Below are 14,679 nucleotides of genomic sequence, written 5' to 3' on the forward strand. Positions count from 1 at the left end.
CCGCGGCATCGGCCGCCGCACGTAAGTCCTACGCGATCTCGGGGGGGGCGCTGGGCGACGTGCTGGCCCAGTTCGCGGCGGCGGCAGGGGTGCCGCTGTCCTTTGACCCGGCAATGTTGGCCGGAAGGCAAAGCGAGGGCTTGACGGGCGCCTATACGGCGCGTGAAGGATTCACGCGTTTGTTAAGCGGGTCGGGCTATGCCTTGGCCGAACAGGGGGCGGGCGCGTATTCCTTGCGCAAGCTGCCGGCGGGCGAGAGCGACGCCGCGACCCTGCTGCCCAGCATCACCGTCGCGGGGGCGGGCGTCAGCCCGTCGGCCTTGCCGGCCGAATTCGCTGGCGGCCAGGTGGCGCGTGGCGGCCGCTTGGGGCTGCTGGGCAACCGCGACGTGATGGATACGCCGTTCAATGTCACGAGCTACACCTCCGAACTGCTGGCCAATCGCCAGGCCGTAACGTTGGCCGATGCCTTGAATGCCGAACCCTCCGTGCGCTTCACGGGCCAGATCGGCGGCGTGACGGATTCGTTCTACATCCGCGGTTTTCCGATCGGTGAAGGCAATCTGGGCGAAATCGCGTTTGACGGCGTCTACGGCGTGGCGCCCAACTACCACGTCTTCACCGACTACATCGAGCGCGTAGAAGTGCTGAAGGGGCCGGCGGCGCTGCTCTACGGCATGTCGCCCAACAGCGGCGTGGGCGGGGTGATCAACATGGTGCCCAAACGCTCTTTGCCGCAAGACCTGACGCGCGTGTCCGCGGATTACGTGGGCGATTCGCAATTCGGCGCCCGGGTGGACCTGAGCCGCCGCTTCGGCAACGACGGCGAATGGGGCGTGCGCGTCAACGGCATGCACCGCCAGGGCGACACGCCGCTGGACAACCTGTATTCCCGCACCGACATCGGCGCCCTGTCGCTGGACTATCAGGGCGAACGCCTGCGAGCGTCGCTGGACCTGCTGACCCAGAACGAAAAGGTGGATGCGCCGACGCGGCCGTTCCTGATTGCCTCCGGCATCGATGTGCCGCATGCCGCCGACGGCCGCCGTAACGCGACCCAGCCCTGGGGCTGGTGGAAGTCCGACGGCCAGTCGGCGCTGCTGCGCGTGGAATATGACATTAGCGACCGCCTCACGGTGTTCGCCGACGCAGGAGGATCGGACACGCAGGTGTCGCGCCTGTCGGACCAGACGCCCACCATCGTCAATAGCGCGGGCGACACGCTGGTCACGCCCAACAACTTCCGTTTCAAGGTGGAACGCAGCACGTACAACGCGGGGCTGCGCGCCAAGCTGGACACGGGGCCGGTGCGCCACGCGGTGAGCGTCATGGGTAGCATGTACAGCGACCGCAACCTGCAGGCCAGCGTGTCCGGCACGCCGCTGACCTCCAACATCTACCATCCCATCACCCGCCCCGAACAGCACATTCCGGCGCCGGCCAATGTGCCCAAGGTGTCGTCGTCGGACCTGTCCGGCGTGGCGCTGGCCGACACGATGAGCATCCTGGATGAGCGCGCGCAACTGACGCTGGGCGTGCGCCAGCAGCGTATCGAGTCGCGCAACTTCAACGCCACGACCGGCGTGCGTACCGTGAGCTACGACGAAAGCGCCACCACGCCGCTGGCGGGTCTGGTCGTGAAGCCCTGGAACAACGTGTCGCTGTATGCGAACTACATCGAAGGCCTGAGCAAAGGCGATGTGGCGCCGGCCACCGCGTCCAACGCCGGCCAGGTGTTCAAGCCCTACAAGGCCAAGCAGAAGGAAGTGGGTGTGAAGGTGGACCTGGACGACGCGATGGTGACGTTCAGCGCATTCGAGATCACCAAACCCAGCGGCCAGTTGACCAACGGCGTGTACGGCGCCGACAGCGAACAGCGCAACCGCGGCCTGGAACTGAACCTGTCGGGCGAGCCGGTGCGCGGCCTGCGCCTGTTGGGCGGCATCACCTACCTGGACGCCGAACTGACCCGCACCAGCAATCCCGCCACGGTGGGCAACCAGCCGGTGGGCGTGCCGAAGTTCTCGGCCAATCTCAGCGCGGAATGGGATGCGCCGTGGGTGGCGGGCCTGACGCTGACGGGCGGAATGATGTACACCGGCCGCGAATACGTGAACCAGGCAAACACGCAGTCGGTGCCGTCCTGGACGACGTTCGACGTGGGCGCGCGCTATGCCACGAAGATCCAGGGCAAGGACGTGACGTTCCGCGCCAATGTCGTCAACGTGACCAACCGTGCGTACTGGTCCGGCGTGGCGTCTTACGGCACCGTGTCGCAGGGCGTCCCGCGCACGCTGATGCTGTCGGCGTCGATGGACTTTTAACCATCCCCCATCCGCCATCCGCCGTCCGCTTCACGTGCGGCGGCGGGCGAACACCATGCAGACCGGGCTGCCCACGTGCAGCTCGTAGCCGTCGCGGGTCAGGGTGCCGTCTTGCGTATTGACGCGAAAGCGCACCAGCGTGTCGCTGTCTTCGTTCAGCGTGAACAGGAAGCGGCCATCCGGCGACAGCGTGAAAAAGCGTGGCGTCTTGCCGCCCGAGGCGGCGTGCTGCACGGGCGTCAGGCGGCCATTGACCGGGTCGATGCGGAACACGGCGATGCTGTCGTCGCCCCGGTTCGACACGTACAGGTGGCAGCCCTGCGCATCCAGCGAAATGCCGGCGGCGCGGCTGTTGCCGGTGTAGGTGTCGGGCAGCGTCGGCAGCACCTGGAAGGGGTGCAGCGCACCGGCCGCAAACGAGTACGCGGCGACCGTGTTGTCCAGCTCGTTGACGACGTAGAGCCAGCGGCCGGCGGGATGAAAGGCCGCATGCCGTGGCCCTGCGCCCTCGCGCGCGGCGGCCACGCAGGCAGGGGCGGCGTTGACGCCGCCATCCTCCAAGGCGTAGAGGAATACGCGGTCCAGACCTTTGTCGGGCACCACCACATAGCGGCCCGATGGATCCACCAGGTTGTAGTGCGGCTTGGCGAAGGGCTGTTCCTTGCGGTGCGGCCCGGGTTCGCCGGACATCGGCACGGACTGCGTCACGGGCGCCAGCGCGCCGTCGAGCTCGACGGGCAGCACGGCCAGCGTGCCTGTCAGATGGTTCGACACCATCAGGTAGCGGCCGGACGGGCCCAGCGCCAAATGCACCGGGTTGCGGCCTTCGCAGCCCTGTTGCCGCCACGCCGTCAGGGCGCCGGTGCGCGGGTCGCGTTGCAGGGCGCTGACTTCATGGCTGTCGCCATGCAGGGTGTACAGCACGGGCAGCGCGGGATGCGGCAGCAGATAAGAGGGGTTGACCAGGCCGCCGACGACTTGCGTCAGCGTCAGCGCGCCGGTGTCCTGGGCGTATTCGAAAACGCTGATGCCTTCGCCGCGGGCATGGCGTTCCCGCGTGGTGCGGGAACCGATGTAGACGTGCATGGAACGATCCTCGGCTTGAAAAGAAAGCGGCCATGCGCGCCAGGCGCCCCGCCTAGGAAGTCAGGATGCCGCTGATGCGGGCCAGGTTGTCCAACGTGCTGCGCAGATGGCTGGACAAGGCGGCGGCGGCGTCTTCGTTGCGTTCGCGTTCCAGCAGGTCCAGGATTTCCAGATGCTGGTCGCAGTGCTGCTGGTAGCGGCTGCGGTCTTGCATGGACCGGTAAGACAGCAGGCGGCGGACGCGGTTGACGCGCTTGATCGTGTCGATGAAGAACGGGTTGCCGGACGCCTCCACCAGCGATTCATGGAACCGTACGCCGCGTTCGTGCAACTGGTCGGCCGTGTCGGTGGCGATGCCGCCGTCCAGCAGGTGCTTTTCCGCCGCGCGGCACCGTTCGATCACGCTTTTTTCGATGCGGAACGAGGGCTCCAGCAAGGCCGCGGGTTCCAGCGCCAGGCGCAAGCGGTACGACTGCAGCAGGCTGTCCGGCGTGGTCATCATCGACGAGAATTCCCAGCCGTAGCCGGGCCGCCGTTGCGCCCAGCCTTCTTGCGAGACGCGGGCCAGCAATGCCTGCGTCTGCGCGTGGGTCAGGGCATAGCGCACGCGTAGCTGGGCCTCGCTGCATTGCATGGGCAGCTCGCCCCGCAGCAGTTCGTCGGCCAGCTTGAAATAGCTTTGCGTCACGATATCGTCGGCGGAGGGCGGGACCAGCCCGGCGCGCGCATCGGGCAGGGCGTCGAAGTCCTGCAGCAGGAAGTAGCCCCGGTTGGGCTTGCGGGCCACGATGCCGTGCTGCTCCAGGATGCCCAGGGCGTCATTGACCGGCGAGCGCGACAGCCGCAGTCGGTCGGCCAGCTTCTGCGCCGTCAGGTGCGAGCCGCCGGGCAGGCGGTCTTGCCGGATCAAGTCCAGGATCTTCGTGACGGTATTGGTTTGCGCGCTCATGACAGGGGAGATGGCCGGAGGGTATCCGATAGGATAGCGGGAATGACGCCGCCCATCCGCAACAAACGCACGTCCAACTGGGTCTCGACCGCGGCCGTGGCGCGCAGCGCGTCGACGCGGCCGTCGGCCCGCAGGATGCGGACGGGCACAGCGATGCGCGGCGCCAGCGTATCCGCCGGCGCGTCGATTTCTATGCGGTCGCCGGACTGCATGCGCAGCGTAGCCGGCGTGACGCCTTCGGGCAGCCGCAAGGGCAGGATGCCCATGCCGATGAGGTTGGACCGGTGGATCCGTTCAAAGCTCACGGCCAGCACGGCGCGGATGCCCAGCAGGCGCTGCCCTTTGGCCGCCCAGTCGCGCGACGACCCGGTACCGAAACGCGCGCCAGCCAGCAACACGACCGGCTGCTGTTCCTGGCGGTAGTGTTCGGCGGCTTCCCAGATGGGTTCGACGCGGCCGCTGCCCGCATGCCGGGTGTGGCCCACGGGCGCGTCCGGACAAAGCAGGTTCGTCAGGCTCTTGCTGTAGAACGCCGCGCGCATCATCACTTCCCAATTGCCGCGCCGCGAGGCGAACACGTTCAGGTCATTGCGGTCGTCGCCGCGCGCCGCGAGGAAGTCCGCGATCAGGCTGTCAGGCGGAATGGCGCTGGCCGGCGACAGGTGGTCGGTGGTCACGTCGTCGCCCAGCACCAGCAGCGGGTGCGCCGCATAGCGGCCGAGCAGGCCGCCGGCGGCCGTCGAGGCGAATGGCGGGCGCCGCAACGCCGTGGAGGCGGGGTCCCACGGAAAGCGCGGCGTGTCCGGTGATTGCAGCGCCTGCCAGGCGGGGTTGGCGCTGGCGATCTTGAAGGCGGCGCGGAAGTCGTCGGCACGCAAGCCCTGGGCCAGCGCGGCATCGATAGCGGCCTCGTCCGGCCATAGGTCGCGCAAGTGCACAGGACGGCCGTTGGCCGTGATCTGCACTGGTTCTTGGCTCAGGTCGCGTTCGGCGTCGCCGGCCAGCGCGAAGGCGATGACAAGCGGCGGCGACATCAGAAAGCCCAGGTCCAGGTCGGGGTGGATGCGGCCGGTGAAATTGCGGTTGCCGGACAGCACGGCCACCGGATGGACTGTGCCGGCCTGCATGGCGTCGCGCACCACGGGGGGCAGGGGGCCGGAATTGCCGATGCAGGTGGTGCAGCCGTACCCCACGATGTCGAACCCGACCGCAGCCAGATCGTCCAGCAGTCCGGCGCGGGCCAGGTAGTCGGCCGCGGCGGGCGAACCGGGGCCCAGCGACGTCTTGACCCAGGACGGCACGCGCAGACCCGCCTGGCGCGCCTTGCGGGCCAGCAGCCCGGCCGCCATCAGCAAGCGGGGATCCGACGTGTTGGTGCAACTGGTGATGGCGGCGATGGCGATGGGGTAGCGGGGCAGGCCGCCATCGGCGCCGGCAGCCGGCGTGAAGTCCAGCGCCGACAGAATGGCGCGGGTCTGGCCGTAGGGGTGCAGGTCTTGCGGCCGCTTGGGGCCGGCCACGTGCATCTGCACGCGGTCCAGCGCGATGTCGACCACGCGGGTGTAACGCGGCGACGCGTCGGGATCCAGTGCGATGCCGGCGCGTTCGGCATAGGCGGCGACACGCGCGATGTGGGCTTGCGTGCGGCCCGTCTGGCGCAGATAGGCCAGCGTTTCGCCGTCGATGGGAAAGTAGCCGGTGGTGGCGCCGTACTCGGGCGCCATGTTGGCGACCACGCAGCGGCTGCCGGCCGACAGTGAGCCGACGCCCGGCCCGAAGAATTCCACGAATTCGCCCGAGACGTCGATGGCGCGCAGCCGCTGCGTCACCGCCAGCGCCAGGTCGGTGGCGGTGACGCCCGCCGCCAGCGCGCCCGTCAGGCGCACGCCGATCACGTCCGGAATGCGCAGCAGGGTGGGCATGCCGAACATGACCGTCTGCGCTTCCAGGCCGCCCACGCCCCAGCCCAGCACGCCGATGCCGTTGATCATCGGCGTGTGGCTGTCGGTGCCGATCATCATGTCGGGATACAGCGCGCCGTCCTCGCCTTGGCAGACCACGGTGGCCAGTTGCTCCAGGTTGATGGTGTGCATGATCCCGGTGCCTGGAGGATGGATGCGCACGTTGGACAAGGCCTTGGAGGCCCAGCGCAGGAAACGGTAGCGCTCGGCGTTGCGGCGCAATTCCAGGTCCAGGTTGCGCGTCGCGGCATCGGGTTGCGCATAGGCCTCGACCGCCAGTGAATGGTCCACCGACACGTCCACTGGCAGCACCGGGTTCAGCACGGCCGGGTCTACGCCGGCTTCGGCCAGCGCGTCGCGCATCGCCGCGATGTCCACCAGCGCGGGCGTGCTGGTGGTGTCGTGCATCAGCACCCGGCCGGGCTGGAAGGCGATCTCGGCGTCGCTGGTGCCGTGGGCCAGCCAGCCGAACAGCGCGGCCACGGCGGCCTCGCGCTCGTCGCCTTGCATGTTGCGCAGCGCGTTTTCCAGCAGCAGGCGCAGCACGACGGGCAGGCGGAAATAGTCGGCGCCGAATGTGGCGGGCAGATCCAGGCAGGTATGGGCCGCCCCGTCCAGCGTGAAGCGGTCGTGGCGCAGCAAGGCATTGGTGTTTTCCATAGCTGCCAGTTTTGCATATTGAATATATAAAATGCAATTAAGTAAAAACCCGGCCGTCATCCGGACAGGCCGATCAGGAGACAGACCATGCCCCCAATCCGATTGTTTGCCGCCGCCGCCCTGGTGGCTGCGGCCTTAGCGCCATTGCCTTCCGCCCAGGCCGCCGACCCCGGCCGGCCGGTCAGCCTGATCGTGCCGTTTGCCGCCGGCGGCGGGGTTGACGGCATGGGCCGCCTCTTGGCCGAGCGTCTGCGCAGCGAAATGCCGCAGGGCGTGGTGGTGGAGAACAAGCCGGGCGCCAGCGGCATGCTGGGTGCGCAGACGGTGGTGCGGTCGGCGCCGGATGGATCGACGATGCTGCTCGGGTCGGCGGGCGAAACCGCCATCAATCCGCTGGTCTTCAAGGGCAAGATGCAATACCAGCCGGAAAGGGACCTGGTGCCGATTGCGCTGGTCGCCCGCGTGCCGAACGTGCTGGTCGCCAACCCCAAGCTGCCGGTGGCGAATGTGGAGCAACTGGTGGCCTACGGGCGGGCGCACCCGGACAAGCTGACCTACGCGACCAGCGGGGTGGGCAATCCGCAGCACCTGAACGGCGAGCTGTTGCAGTCGCTGGCCGGCATCAAGATGGTCCACGTGCCGTACAAAGGCGCGTCCGCGCAACTGGTGGATGTGGCCGCGGGCAGCGTGGACCTGACCTTCGTCAGCCTGGCGGGCGCCTTGCCCTTCATCAAGAGCGGCAAGGTCAAGCCGTTGGCGGTCACCTCCGCCACGCGTGCCTCGTTCGCGCCGGACATTCCCGCCGTGGCCGAATACGCGCCCTTGAAGGACTACGCGCTGGAGAACTGGTTCGGCGTGTTCGTGGCGGCGGGTACGCCAGTGGACATGCAGCAGAAGCTGGCCGCCGCGATCGGACGCGCCTTGCGCGACGAGAAATTCGTGGCCAGCATCCGCGAGCTGGGCGGCGAAGTGCAGCCCATGAGCCAGGACGAATTCCGCGCCTTCATCAAGGCGCAGACGGCGGTCTTCGCCAAGGTCGTGGCCGACGGCCACATCACCGCCGACAACTGAGGCCGGTGCGCGCTAGGGTCTTGACGGGCCCTGGCGCAATACTGCATCCAGCGCGCCCAGCGCCGGCGGGATCATCGCCAGCAGGCGCGCTTTGCCCACGCCGTCGCGCGCCTGCACGGACAGGCCATGCAGCACGACGGCGTAGTAGTCGCCCAACGCCTGCACGTCCGTGCCGGGTTTGAGTTCGCCGCTTCGCACGGCAGATTCAAGCCGGTCAATGATGCCTTGCGTACGCGCCTTGCGATGCGTGGTGAGCCATGCCATGACGTCTTCGTTTTCAGCGGCATAGTTGGTGGCGGCGCTGACCACCATGCAGCCCTGAGGGCGGCCGCGCCGGGTGTAGGTCAGCACGGCGTCGGTCAGCAGCTTCTCGATGGCGCTGCGCACGCCGTCGTCGGCCTCCAGCGCTTTTTCCGCAAACGCGCCGTCGCCCGCTTCGTATCGCGCCACGGCTTCGCGGAACAGCTCCTGCTTGGAGCCGAAGGCCGCGTAAAGCCGCGCCGATGCCAGGCCGGTCGCCGCCACCAGATCCGCCATCGACGTGCCTTCATACCCCTGTTTCCAGAACGCCAGCATGGCTTGCTGAAGCGCTAGGTCGCGGTCGAATTCTCTGGGTCTGCCTGCCATCACGGTCTCGGTGAAATGATCTGGATGCAGTGTACCGCCCGCCCTCGCATTTGCGTCGCGCCGATTTATCGCCTATTCTTTGTCGATCGACAAACAATTAAGGATTCGATATGAAGACGATCAAGGGACCCAGCCTGCATCTGGCGCAGTTCAGCGACGCCGCGGCGCCTTTCAATAGCCTGCCGGCCATCGCGCAATGGGCGGCGGGCATGGGCTTCAAGGCGTTGCAGATCCCCGCATGGGACAAGCGGTTTTTCGATGCCGAGACGGCCGCGGTCAGCCAGGACTATTGCGACGAGATCACCGGTATGCTGGCCGCGCACGGGCTGGTCGTCAGCGAACTCACCACGCACATCTTCGGCCAGCTTCTGGCCGTTCACCCGGCATACGACGCGATGGCCGACAACTTCGCGCCATCGGAGGCGCGCGGCAATCAGCAGGCCAGGACGGCCTGGGCGAAACAGGGACTGTTGAATTCGGCGCGCGCCTCCAAGCGCCTGGGCCTGAGCGACATGGGCACGTTTTCAGGCTCGTTGGCGTGGCCGTATCTGTTTCCGTTTCCGCAACGCCCCGAAGGGCTGATCGAGACGGCGTTCGACGAACTGGCGCGACGCTGGCTGCCGGTGCTGAACGCCTGCGACGAGCAAGGCGTGAACCTGTGTTTCGAGATTCATCCCAGCGAAGACCTGCATGACGGGATCACCTTCGAGATGTTCCACGAACGCGTCGGCGCACACGCGCGCTGCGCCATTCTTTTCGATCCCAGTCACTTTGTCCTGCAGCAGTTGAACTACCTGGAATACCTGGATATCTACAAGGACCACATCCGCATGTTCCATGTGAAGGATGCCGAGTTCAACCCGACGGGCCGCCAAGGCATCTACGGCGGTTACCAGTCATGGATCAACCGGGCGGGGCGCTTCCGGTCACTGGGCGACGGGCAGGTGGACTTCAAGTCGATCTTCTCGAAGCTGGCGCAGCACGACTATGCCGGCTGGGCCACGCTGGAATGGGAGTGCTGCCTGAAAGACCAGGAGACGGGCGCCCGCGAAGGCGTGGAATTCATCAACCGGCACATCATCCCGGTCACATCCAAGGTGTTCGACGATTTCGCTGGCGCGGCTATCGACAAGCAACAGATCCATGCCCTGCTGGGCATCGCTTAAGCGCGGGAAGCCGAATCATGACGCATCCACTTTCTACTTTCTTCACCCCCGCCGACGCCGTGACGCACCAGTACCTGTTGGTGGACGGTTCCCGCATGCATTGCGCAGTCATGGGCGATGGCCCGCCGGTACTGCTGATTCCCGGCTGGCCACAAACGTGGTTTACGTGGCGCCACATCATGAAGTCGCTGGCGCAAGCGGGTTATATGGCGATCGCCGTCGACCCGCCCGGCACCGGCGACTCCGGTCGTCCCGCTAGCGGGTACGACACGGGCGCCGTCGCGGGCGTGTTGCACCGTTTGATGGGACAACTGGGCCACGCGGCGTATCACGTCGTCGGCCACGACATCGGCATGTGGGTGGCGTATGCCCTGGCCAGCGATTTTCCGGACGCCGTCCGCCGCCTAGTGCTCACCGAAGCGGTGATTCCGGGGCTGGCGCCCGCGCCACCGGTATTCGTCCCGCCGGAAGACAACATCTTTTTGTGGCACTTCATGTTCAACCAGGTGCAGGACTTGCCGGAAGCGTTGATCGTCGGACGCGAGCGCGCCTATCTGAACTTCATCTTCGACAAGTGGTCGCACCGGCGCGACCGCGTCGCCGCCGACGTATACATCGACGCGTACTCGGCGCCCGGCGCGTTGCGCAGCGGCTTCGCCTACTACCGCGCCATCCCCGAGACGATCCGCCAGAACCAGGAACGGTCGAAGGTCCGCCTGCGCATGCCGGTGCTTGCCATCGGCACGGAACACGCGACCCGCGATGCGCCGCTGGTCACGATGCGTGACAACGCCACGGATCTGACGGGCGAGATCATTCCGGATTGCGGGCACTTCGTGACCGAGGAATGCCATGAGGCGTTCTCCGGGCATTTGCTGGCTTTCCTGTCGCGGGAGGCATAAGCGATGCCCCTGGATCCTCATATCAATGCCTTTCTGACCCGCTTGTCCAGCACGTCCGCGCCGCTGGTGCTGGACGAGATCCGCGCCGCGACTGAAATCGGCCTGCGCGCGCTTCAAGGCGAAGCCGAAACCGTGGCCGCCGTGACTGAGCACGAGGCGCGCAGCGCGGATGGCAATCCGTTGCGGATCCGCGCCTATACCCCCGAGGGCCGCGGGGAAAGCGGTGCCTTGCCGGCTATCGTGTTCGCGCATGGCGGCGGCTGGTTCCAGTGCTCGCTGGACCTGTACGACAACCCTTGCCGCGCGCTGGCCAACGCCACGCAATGCAAAGTATTTTCGGTCGACTACCGGCTGGCGCCGGAGAACAAGTTTCCCGTGCCGGTGGAAGATGTCTACGACGGGTTGCAATGGGTAGCCGGCAATGCCGCGATGCTGGGCATTGATGCGTCGCGGCTTGCTGTTTGCGGCGATAGCGCGGGGGGCAACCTGGCTGCGGCGGTCGCGATCATGGCGCGCGACCGCGGCGGGCCAGCGATCGCGCACCAGCTGCTGTTCTATCCCGTCATGGATTACGCGTTTTCGACGCAGTCATACCAGACGTATGGGCGTAACTTCTTTCTGACTGAGGAGATCATGCGGTACTGCTGGTTCACCTATCTGCTGAACGAGGCGGATGGCGCTTCTCCGTACGCCTCGCCGCTGCGGGTGCGCACCACGGCGGGTCTGCCGCCAGCCACGGTGCTGGTCAGCGAATACGACCCCTTGCGGGACGAGGGCGAGGCCTACGCGCAGCGCTTGCGCGACGGCGGCGTCACGGCGCACGACCACCGTCTGCCGGGGATGGTCCATGCCTGCATTCACATGCTGGGCCTGACACCGGCGGCCAGGCGCCTGTTCGACCTTGCAGGGCAGGCGATGCATGCGGCCTTCGGTGAGCGGGATGCGTCCGTGGCTACGGCCCGTCGTGCAGCAGCACTTCCAGGCCGATCCGTTCCCCTGAACGCACCCGGCTGACCGCCTGCCGGGCCGTGACGCGGTAGATGTCGCGGGTGCCGTGGACGGGTCGATGCGACACCGCGATCACGGCCGCGTCGCCCAGACCCAGCGGCACGACCATCGGGCGCGATTGCATGCGCGGGCGCTGTTCGGTCATGACGAACTCCCCGCCCGTGAAATCCACGCCGGGGTTCGACAGCAGCGCGACCAGTTGCAACGGGAAGACGTGCGCGCCGTCGGCATGCAGGATCAGGGGCTGATAGCCGTTTTCGCGCAGGCGATGCAGGCCGGACAGGCGCCGCGTCTGGCCCGCTTCGCGGTTGCGTTGCGCCCAGGCCGCAAAGTCGTCCGGGTATGCCGCGTCGTGCTGCAATGCGGCGGCCCAGCGCCGGGCGATGGGCAGCAACTGCGCGTACAGGGCCGCGCGCAACGGCTCGAATTCAGACGGATCGGCGCCGGACTGCGCCAGCCGCCGCGCGGCGTCTTCCGGGAAGAAGCCGGGCAGCAGCGCCCAGCCTTCGGCGTCCAGGTCCTGGGTGGCAAGGTCCCAATCGTAGGGGGGAAGGGAAAGCGGGGCAGGCGTCATGGGGGGCGGGAAGGCATGCGTAGATCGACAGGATAGGGCGGGGACGGGGCGCGCGTCACTCCGTTGTTTGCGGCGGCCGGGGCGACGCCACAGAGCGATTCCAGGCCTTGCAGTATGCTTGACGGCTTCACGAACCCCCTCTATGCCGCCTGCAATGACTGATTTCCCCTTTGACGCCGTGCTGTTCGATTGTGACGGCGTGCTGGTTGATTCCGAACCCATCACCAGCGGTGTGCTGACCCGGATGCTGAACGAACTGGGTTGGGACATCACGCATGACGAGACGATGCGCATCTTCACCGGGAAGGCCGTCAGGGACGAACTGCCGCTGATCGAGGCGCGAACGGGTGTCAAGCTGGGTCCCGAATGGTTCGACGAATTCCGCCAGCGCCGCAACGCCGCGCTGGACCGCGACCTGTTGGAAATCCCCGGCGCGCCGGACGCCGTGCGCGCCTTGCATGTGGCGCTGGACGGCCGCATCGCCGTGGCCTCGGGCGCCGACCGCCGCAAGGTGGAGCTGCAACTGGCCAAGGTGGGCATCGCCGAGTGCTTCGACGGGCGCGTCTTCAGCGGCCACGAGATGCCGCGCAGCAAGCCGTTTCCCGACGTTTACCTGGCCGCCGCCCTGGCGCTGGGCGTGGATCCGAAGCGTTGCGCGGTTGTGGAAGATACCGTCACCGGCGCCACCGCCGGCGTGGCGGCGGGCGCGACGGTGTTCGGGTACAGCCCGGACGCCAACGGCCACAGCGGGGCCGATGCCCTGCGCGGCGTGGGCGTGGCCCACGTATTCACCGACATGAATCAACTGCCCGCGCTGCTGGCGGGCTGGCAGGCCGGCGCGCGTTAAGCGCAGCCGGTCCCTCACGCGCGCTCAGCGTGCGTGGTTGGCGTATTGCTCGCCGCCGTCCAGGTCGATCACCGTGCCGCTCAGGTACCCGGCGCGCGGCGATGCGCCGAACACGATCATGTCGGCCACTTCTTCGGGCTCCATCAGGCGGCCGAACGGCAGGTCGGACAGCGTTTCCTGCCAGCGCGTCTCGTCGCCCCAACGGGCCTGGGCGCGCTGGCGGGCCAGCGTCAGCACGCGATCGGTGCGCGTGCGCGACGGGTTCACGCCAAAGACGCGCACGCCGTGGCGCGGGGCTTCACCGCCCAGGGCGCGCGTAAACGCGATCAGCGAGGCATTGGCCGAGGCGCCGCAGATGTAGTCCGCACGCGGCGCGGCCCCGGCCATGCCGATGATGTTGGCGATGACGCCGGCGCCCGCTTCGCGCATGGCCGGGTAGTAGTGGCGGGCCAGGCTGATGTAGCCATGCACCTTCAAGTCCCAGCCGGCGCGCCAGCGCTCGTCCTGCACCTGGTCCAATGCGCCGCCCGGCACCGCGCCGGCATTGTTCACGAGTACGTCGATGGGGCCGGTGTCCTTCGCCAGCTTTTCGGCGGCGCCAGGCAGTGCCAGGTCCAGCGCCACCGCCTGCGCGGCGCGGCCCGTCTGTTCGCGGATCGACGCCGTGGCCTGGTGCAACGCGGCGTCGTCGCGCGCCACCAGGATCGGGTCCGCGCCTTCGCGGGCGAACGCGACGGCGCACGCCAGGCCGATACCTTTGGATGCGCCCGTGATGAGCACGCGTTTTCCGGCCAGCTGCAAGTCCATGAAGCGCTCCTGTCGATTGACGCCCGCCCTTGCGGGACACGCTTAGGTTGTAAACCAGTTGCGGGCCGGGTGCCAGTCTGAATGCGGCATGGCGCATCCGCGCGCGCGCCTGCTATGCTGAATCCACCTGATCCACAAGGATGCGGCGATGTCGGAAATCTGGCTTGAAATCTGGACCACCGTGCGTAGTGAGTTCGCGGACATCCCTGATGTCGGCGAAGCCACGCGCATCGTGCTGCGGCTGGGCATGGCCGTGATCCTGGGCGGCCTGCTGGGCTACGAGCGCGAACGCAGCGGCAAGGCCGCTGGCCTGCGCACCCACATGCTGGTGGCGCTGGGCGCGGCGATTTTCGTGCTGGTGCCCTTGCAGGGCGGCATGCAGGTGGGCGATATCAGCCGCGTGCTGCAAGGCGTGATCGCGGGCATTGGCTTCCTGGGCGCGGGCGCCATCATCAAGCTGAGCGACGAACGCGAAATCCGCGGGCTGACCACGTCGGCCAGCATCTGGATGACGGCCGCGATCGGCGTGGCGGCGGGCATGGGCCGCGAGGCCACGGCGCTGGTCAGTACGTTGATGGCCCTGTTCGTGCTGGCAGTGCTGCGGCGCGTCGAAGCGCGCATTTCCTCGCGGCAGGAACAGAACCTGATCACCCCTGGCACGAAGTCCGGGGGGAATGCGTGACGGCTGCTACCCCGG

General features: G+C 67.4%; 13 protein-coding genes. 7 read left to right on the top strand and 6 right to left on the bottom strand.

Annotated features, from left to right (window positions below):
• On the top strand, positions 1–2,324 hold a 2,324-nt coding region (locus HG262_RS16115), incomplete at its 5' end, for a TonB-dependent receptor (protein ID WP_248293375.1).
• A 30-nt stretch (positions 2,325–2,354) separates the two neighbouring features.
• Here the strand turns inward: HG262_RS16115 and HG262_RS16120 are convergent.
• The 3 genes from HG262_RS16120 to acnA are packed head-to-tail and all read right to left on the bottom strand — an operon-like array spanning position 2,355 to position 6,980.
• The gene (locus tag HG262_RS16120; RefSeq protein WP_169271963.1) at positions 2,355–3,410 is read right to left on the bottom strand and encodes a lactonase family protein; all 1,056 of its coding nucleotides are present in this window, start codon (positions 3,408–3,410) and stop codon (positions 2,355–2,357) included.
• A 52-nt stretch (positions 3,411–3,462) separates the two neighbouring features.
• Entirely contained in the window at positions 3,463–4,359 is an 897-nt protein-coding gene (locus HG262_RS16125; protein ID WP_169271964.1) for a GntR family transcriptional regulator, read from the bottom strand.
• The gene (gene acnA / locus HG262_RS16130; protein WP_169271965.1) at positions 4,356–6,980 is read right to left on the bottom strand and encodes an aconitate hydratase AcnA; all 2,625 of its coding nucleotides are present in this window, start codon (positions 6,978–6,980) and stop codon (positions 4,356–4,358) included. The genes HG262_RS16125 and acnA overlap by 4 nt, the downstream gene beginning before the upstream one ends.
• 87 nt (positions 6,981–7,067) lie before the next feature.
• Here acnA and HG262_RS16135 point away from each other — a divergent pair, with 87 nt between their 5' ends.
• A complete protein-coding gene (locus tag HG262_RS16135; RefSeq protein WP_169271966.1) occupies positions 7,068–8,051 on the top strand; it encodes a tripartite tricarboxylate transporter substrate binding protein in 984 nt (327 codons plus the stop codon).
• A gap of 12 nt (positions 8,052–8,063) precedes the next feature.
• Here the strand turns inward: HG262_RS16135 and HG262_RS16140 are convergent, their stop codons facing one another.
• Positions 8,064–8,678 (bottom strand): TetR/AcrR family transcriptional regulator, encoded by a 615-nt coding sequence (locus HG262_RS16140; RefSeq protein ID WP_169271967.1) that lies wholly within the window; start codon positions 8,676–8,678, stop codon positions 8,064–8,066.
• A gap of 110 nt (positions 8,679–8,788) precedes the next feature.
• On the opposite strand from HG262_RS16140, the gene HG262_RS16145 reads away from it, so the two are divergent.
• The 3 genes from HG262_RS16145 to HG262_RS16155 are packed head-to-tail and all read left to right on the top strand — an operon-like array spanning position 8,789 to position 11,760.
• Complete coding sequence (locus tag HG262_RS16145; RefSeq protein WP_169271968.1) at positions 8,789–9,844, top strand: sugar phosphate isomerase/epimerase; 1,056 nt, start codon at positions 8,789–8,791, stop codon at positions 9,842–9,844.
• A 17-nt stretch (positions 9,845–9,861) separates the two neighbouring features.
• The gene (locus tag HG262_RS16150) at positions 9,862–10,746 is read left to right on the top strand and encodes an alpha/beta hydrolase (RefSeq protein WP_169271969.1); all 885 of its coding nucleotides are present in this window, start codon (positions 9,862–9,864) and stop codon (positions 10,744–10,746) included.
• 3 nt (positions 10,747–10,749) lie between these two features.
• Entirely contained in the window at positions 10,750–11,760 is a 1,011-nt protein-coding gene (locus tag HG262_RS16155; RefSeq protein WP_169271970.1) for an alpha/beta hydrolase, read from the top strand.
• On the opposite strand, the gene HG262_RS16160 is transcribed toward HG262_RS16155, so the two are convergent.
• On the bottom strand, positions 11,699–12,328 hold the full coding sequence (locus tag HG262_RS16160) for a 2OG-Fe(II) oxygenase (RefSeq protein WP_169271971.1): 630 nt from the start codon (positions 12,326–12,328) through the stop codon (positions 11,699–11,701). The genes HG262_RS16155 and HG262_RS16160 overlap by 62 nt on opposite strands.
• Before the next feature lie 154 nt (positions 12,329–12,482).
• Here HG262_RS16160 and HG262_RS16165 point away from each other — a divergent pair, with 154 nt between their 5' ends.
• A complete protein-coding gene (locus HG262_RS16165; protein ID WP_169271972.1) occupies positions 12,483–13,175 on the top strand; it encodes an HAD family phosphatase in 693 nt (230 codons plus the stop codon).
• A 24-nt stretch (positions 13,176–13,199) separates the two neighbouring features.
• Here the strand turns inward: HG262_RS16165 and HG262_RS16170 are convergent, their stop codons facing one another.
• Positions 13,200–13,982 carry an SDR family oxidoreductase gene (locus tag HG262_RS16170; RefSeq protein ID WP_169271973.1) on the bottom strand — a complete coding sequence of 261 codons (783 nt, stop codon included), beginning with the start codon at positions 13,980–13,982 and terminating at the stop codon, positions 13,200–13,202.
• A 148-nt stretch (positions 13,983–14,130) separates the two neighbouring features.
• Between HG262_RS16170 and HG262_RS16175 the strand changes: the two genes are divergently transcribed.
• On the top strand, positions 14,131–14,664 hold the full coding sequence (locus tag HG262_RS16175; RefSeq protein WP_169271974.1) for an MgtC/SapB family protein: 534 nt from the start codon (positions 14,131–14,133) through the stop codon (positions 14,662–14,664).
• Positions 14,665–14,679: the final 15 nt, after the last annotated feature.

The sequence above is a fragment of the Achromobacter sp. Bel genome, assembly GCF_012928505.1.
In the GTDB taxonomy this organism is placed as follows: Bacteria; Pseudomonadota; Gammaproteobacteria; order Burkholderiales; family Burkholderiaceae_B; genus Achromobacter.

What these genes read in the sequence shown, in the direction of transcription:
- HG262_RS16120 (WP_169271963.1), bottom strand. Translation starts at nt 3,410, where the DNA reads ATGCACGTCTACATCGGTTCCCGCACCACGCGGGAACGCCATGCCCGC.
- HG262_RS16125 (WP_169271964.1), bottom strand. Translation starts at nt 4,359, where the DNA reads ATGAGCGCGCAAACCAATACCGTCACGAAGATCCTGGACTTGATCCGG.
- acnA (WP_169271965.1), bottom strand. Translation starts at nt 6,980, where the DNA reads ATGGAAAACACCAATGCCTTGCTGCGCCACGACCGCTTCACGCTGGAC.
- HG262_RS16135 (WP_169271966.1), top strand. Translation starts at nt 7,068, where the DNA reads ATGCCCCCAATCCGATTGTTTGCCGCCGCCGCCCTGGTGGCTGCGGCC.
- HG262_RS16140 (WP_169271967.1), bottom strand. Translation starts at nt 8,678, where the DNA reads ATGGCAGGCAGACCCAGAGAATTCGACCGCGACCTAGCGCTTCAGCAA.
- HG262_RS16145 (WP_169271968.1), top strand. Translation starts at nt 8,789, where the DNA reads ATGAAGACGATCAAGGGACCCAGCCTGCATCTGGCGCAGTTCAGCGAC.
- HG262_RS16150 (WP_169271969.1), top strand. Translation starts at nt 9,862, where the DNA reads ATGACGCATCCACTTTCTACTTTCTTCACCCCCGCCGACGCCGTGACG.
- HG262_RS16155 (WP_169271970.1), top strand. Translation starts at nt 10,750, where the DNA reads ATGCCCCTGGATCCTCATATCAATGCCTTTCTGACCCGCTTGTCCAGC.
- HG262_RS16160 (WP_169271971.1), bottom strand. Translation starts at nt 12,328, where the DNA reads ATGACGCCTGCCCCGCTTTCCCTTCCCCCCTACGATTGGGACCTTGCC.
- HG262_RS16165 (WP_169271972.1), top strand. Translation starts at nt 12,483, where the DNA reads ATGACTGATTTCCCCTTTGACGCCGTGCTGTTCGATTGTGACGGCGTG.
- HG262_RS16170 (WP_169271973.1), bottom strand. Translation starts at nt 13,982, where the DNA reads ATGGACTTGCAGCTGGCCGGAAAACGCGTGCTCATCACGGGCGCATCC.
- HG262_RS16175 (WP_169271974.1), top strand. Translation starts at nt 14,131, where the DNA reads ATGTCGGAAATCTGGCTTGAAATCTGGACCACCGTGCGTAGTGAGTTC.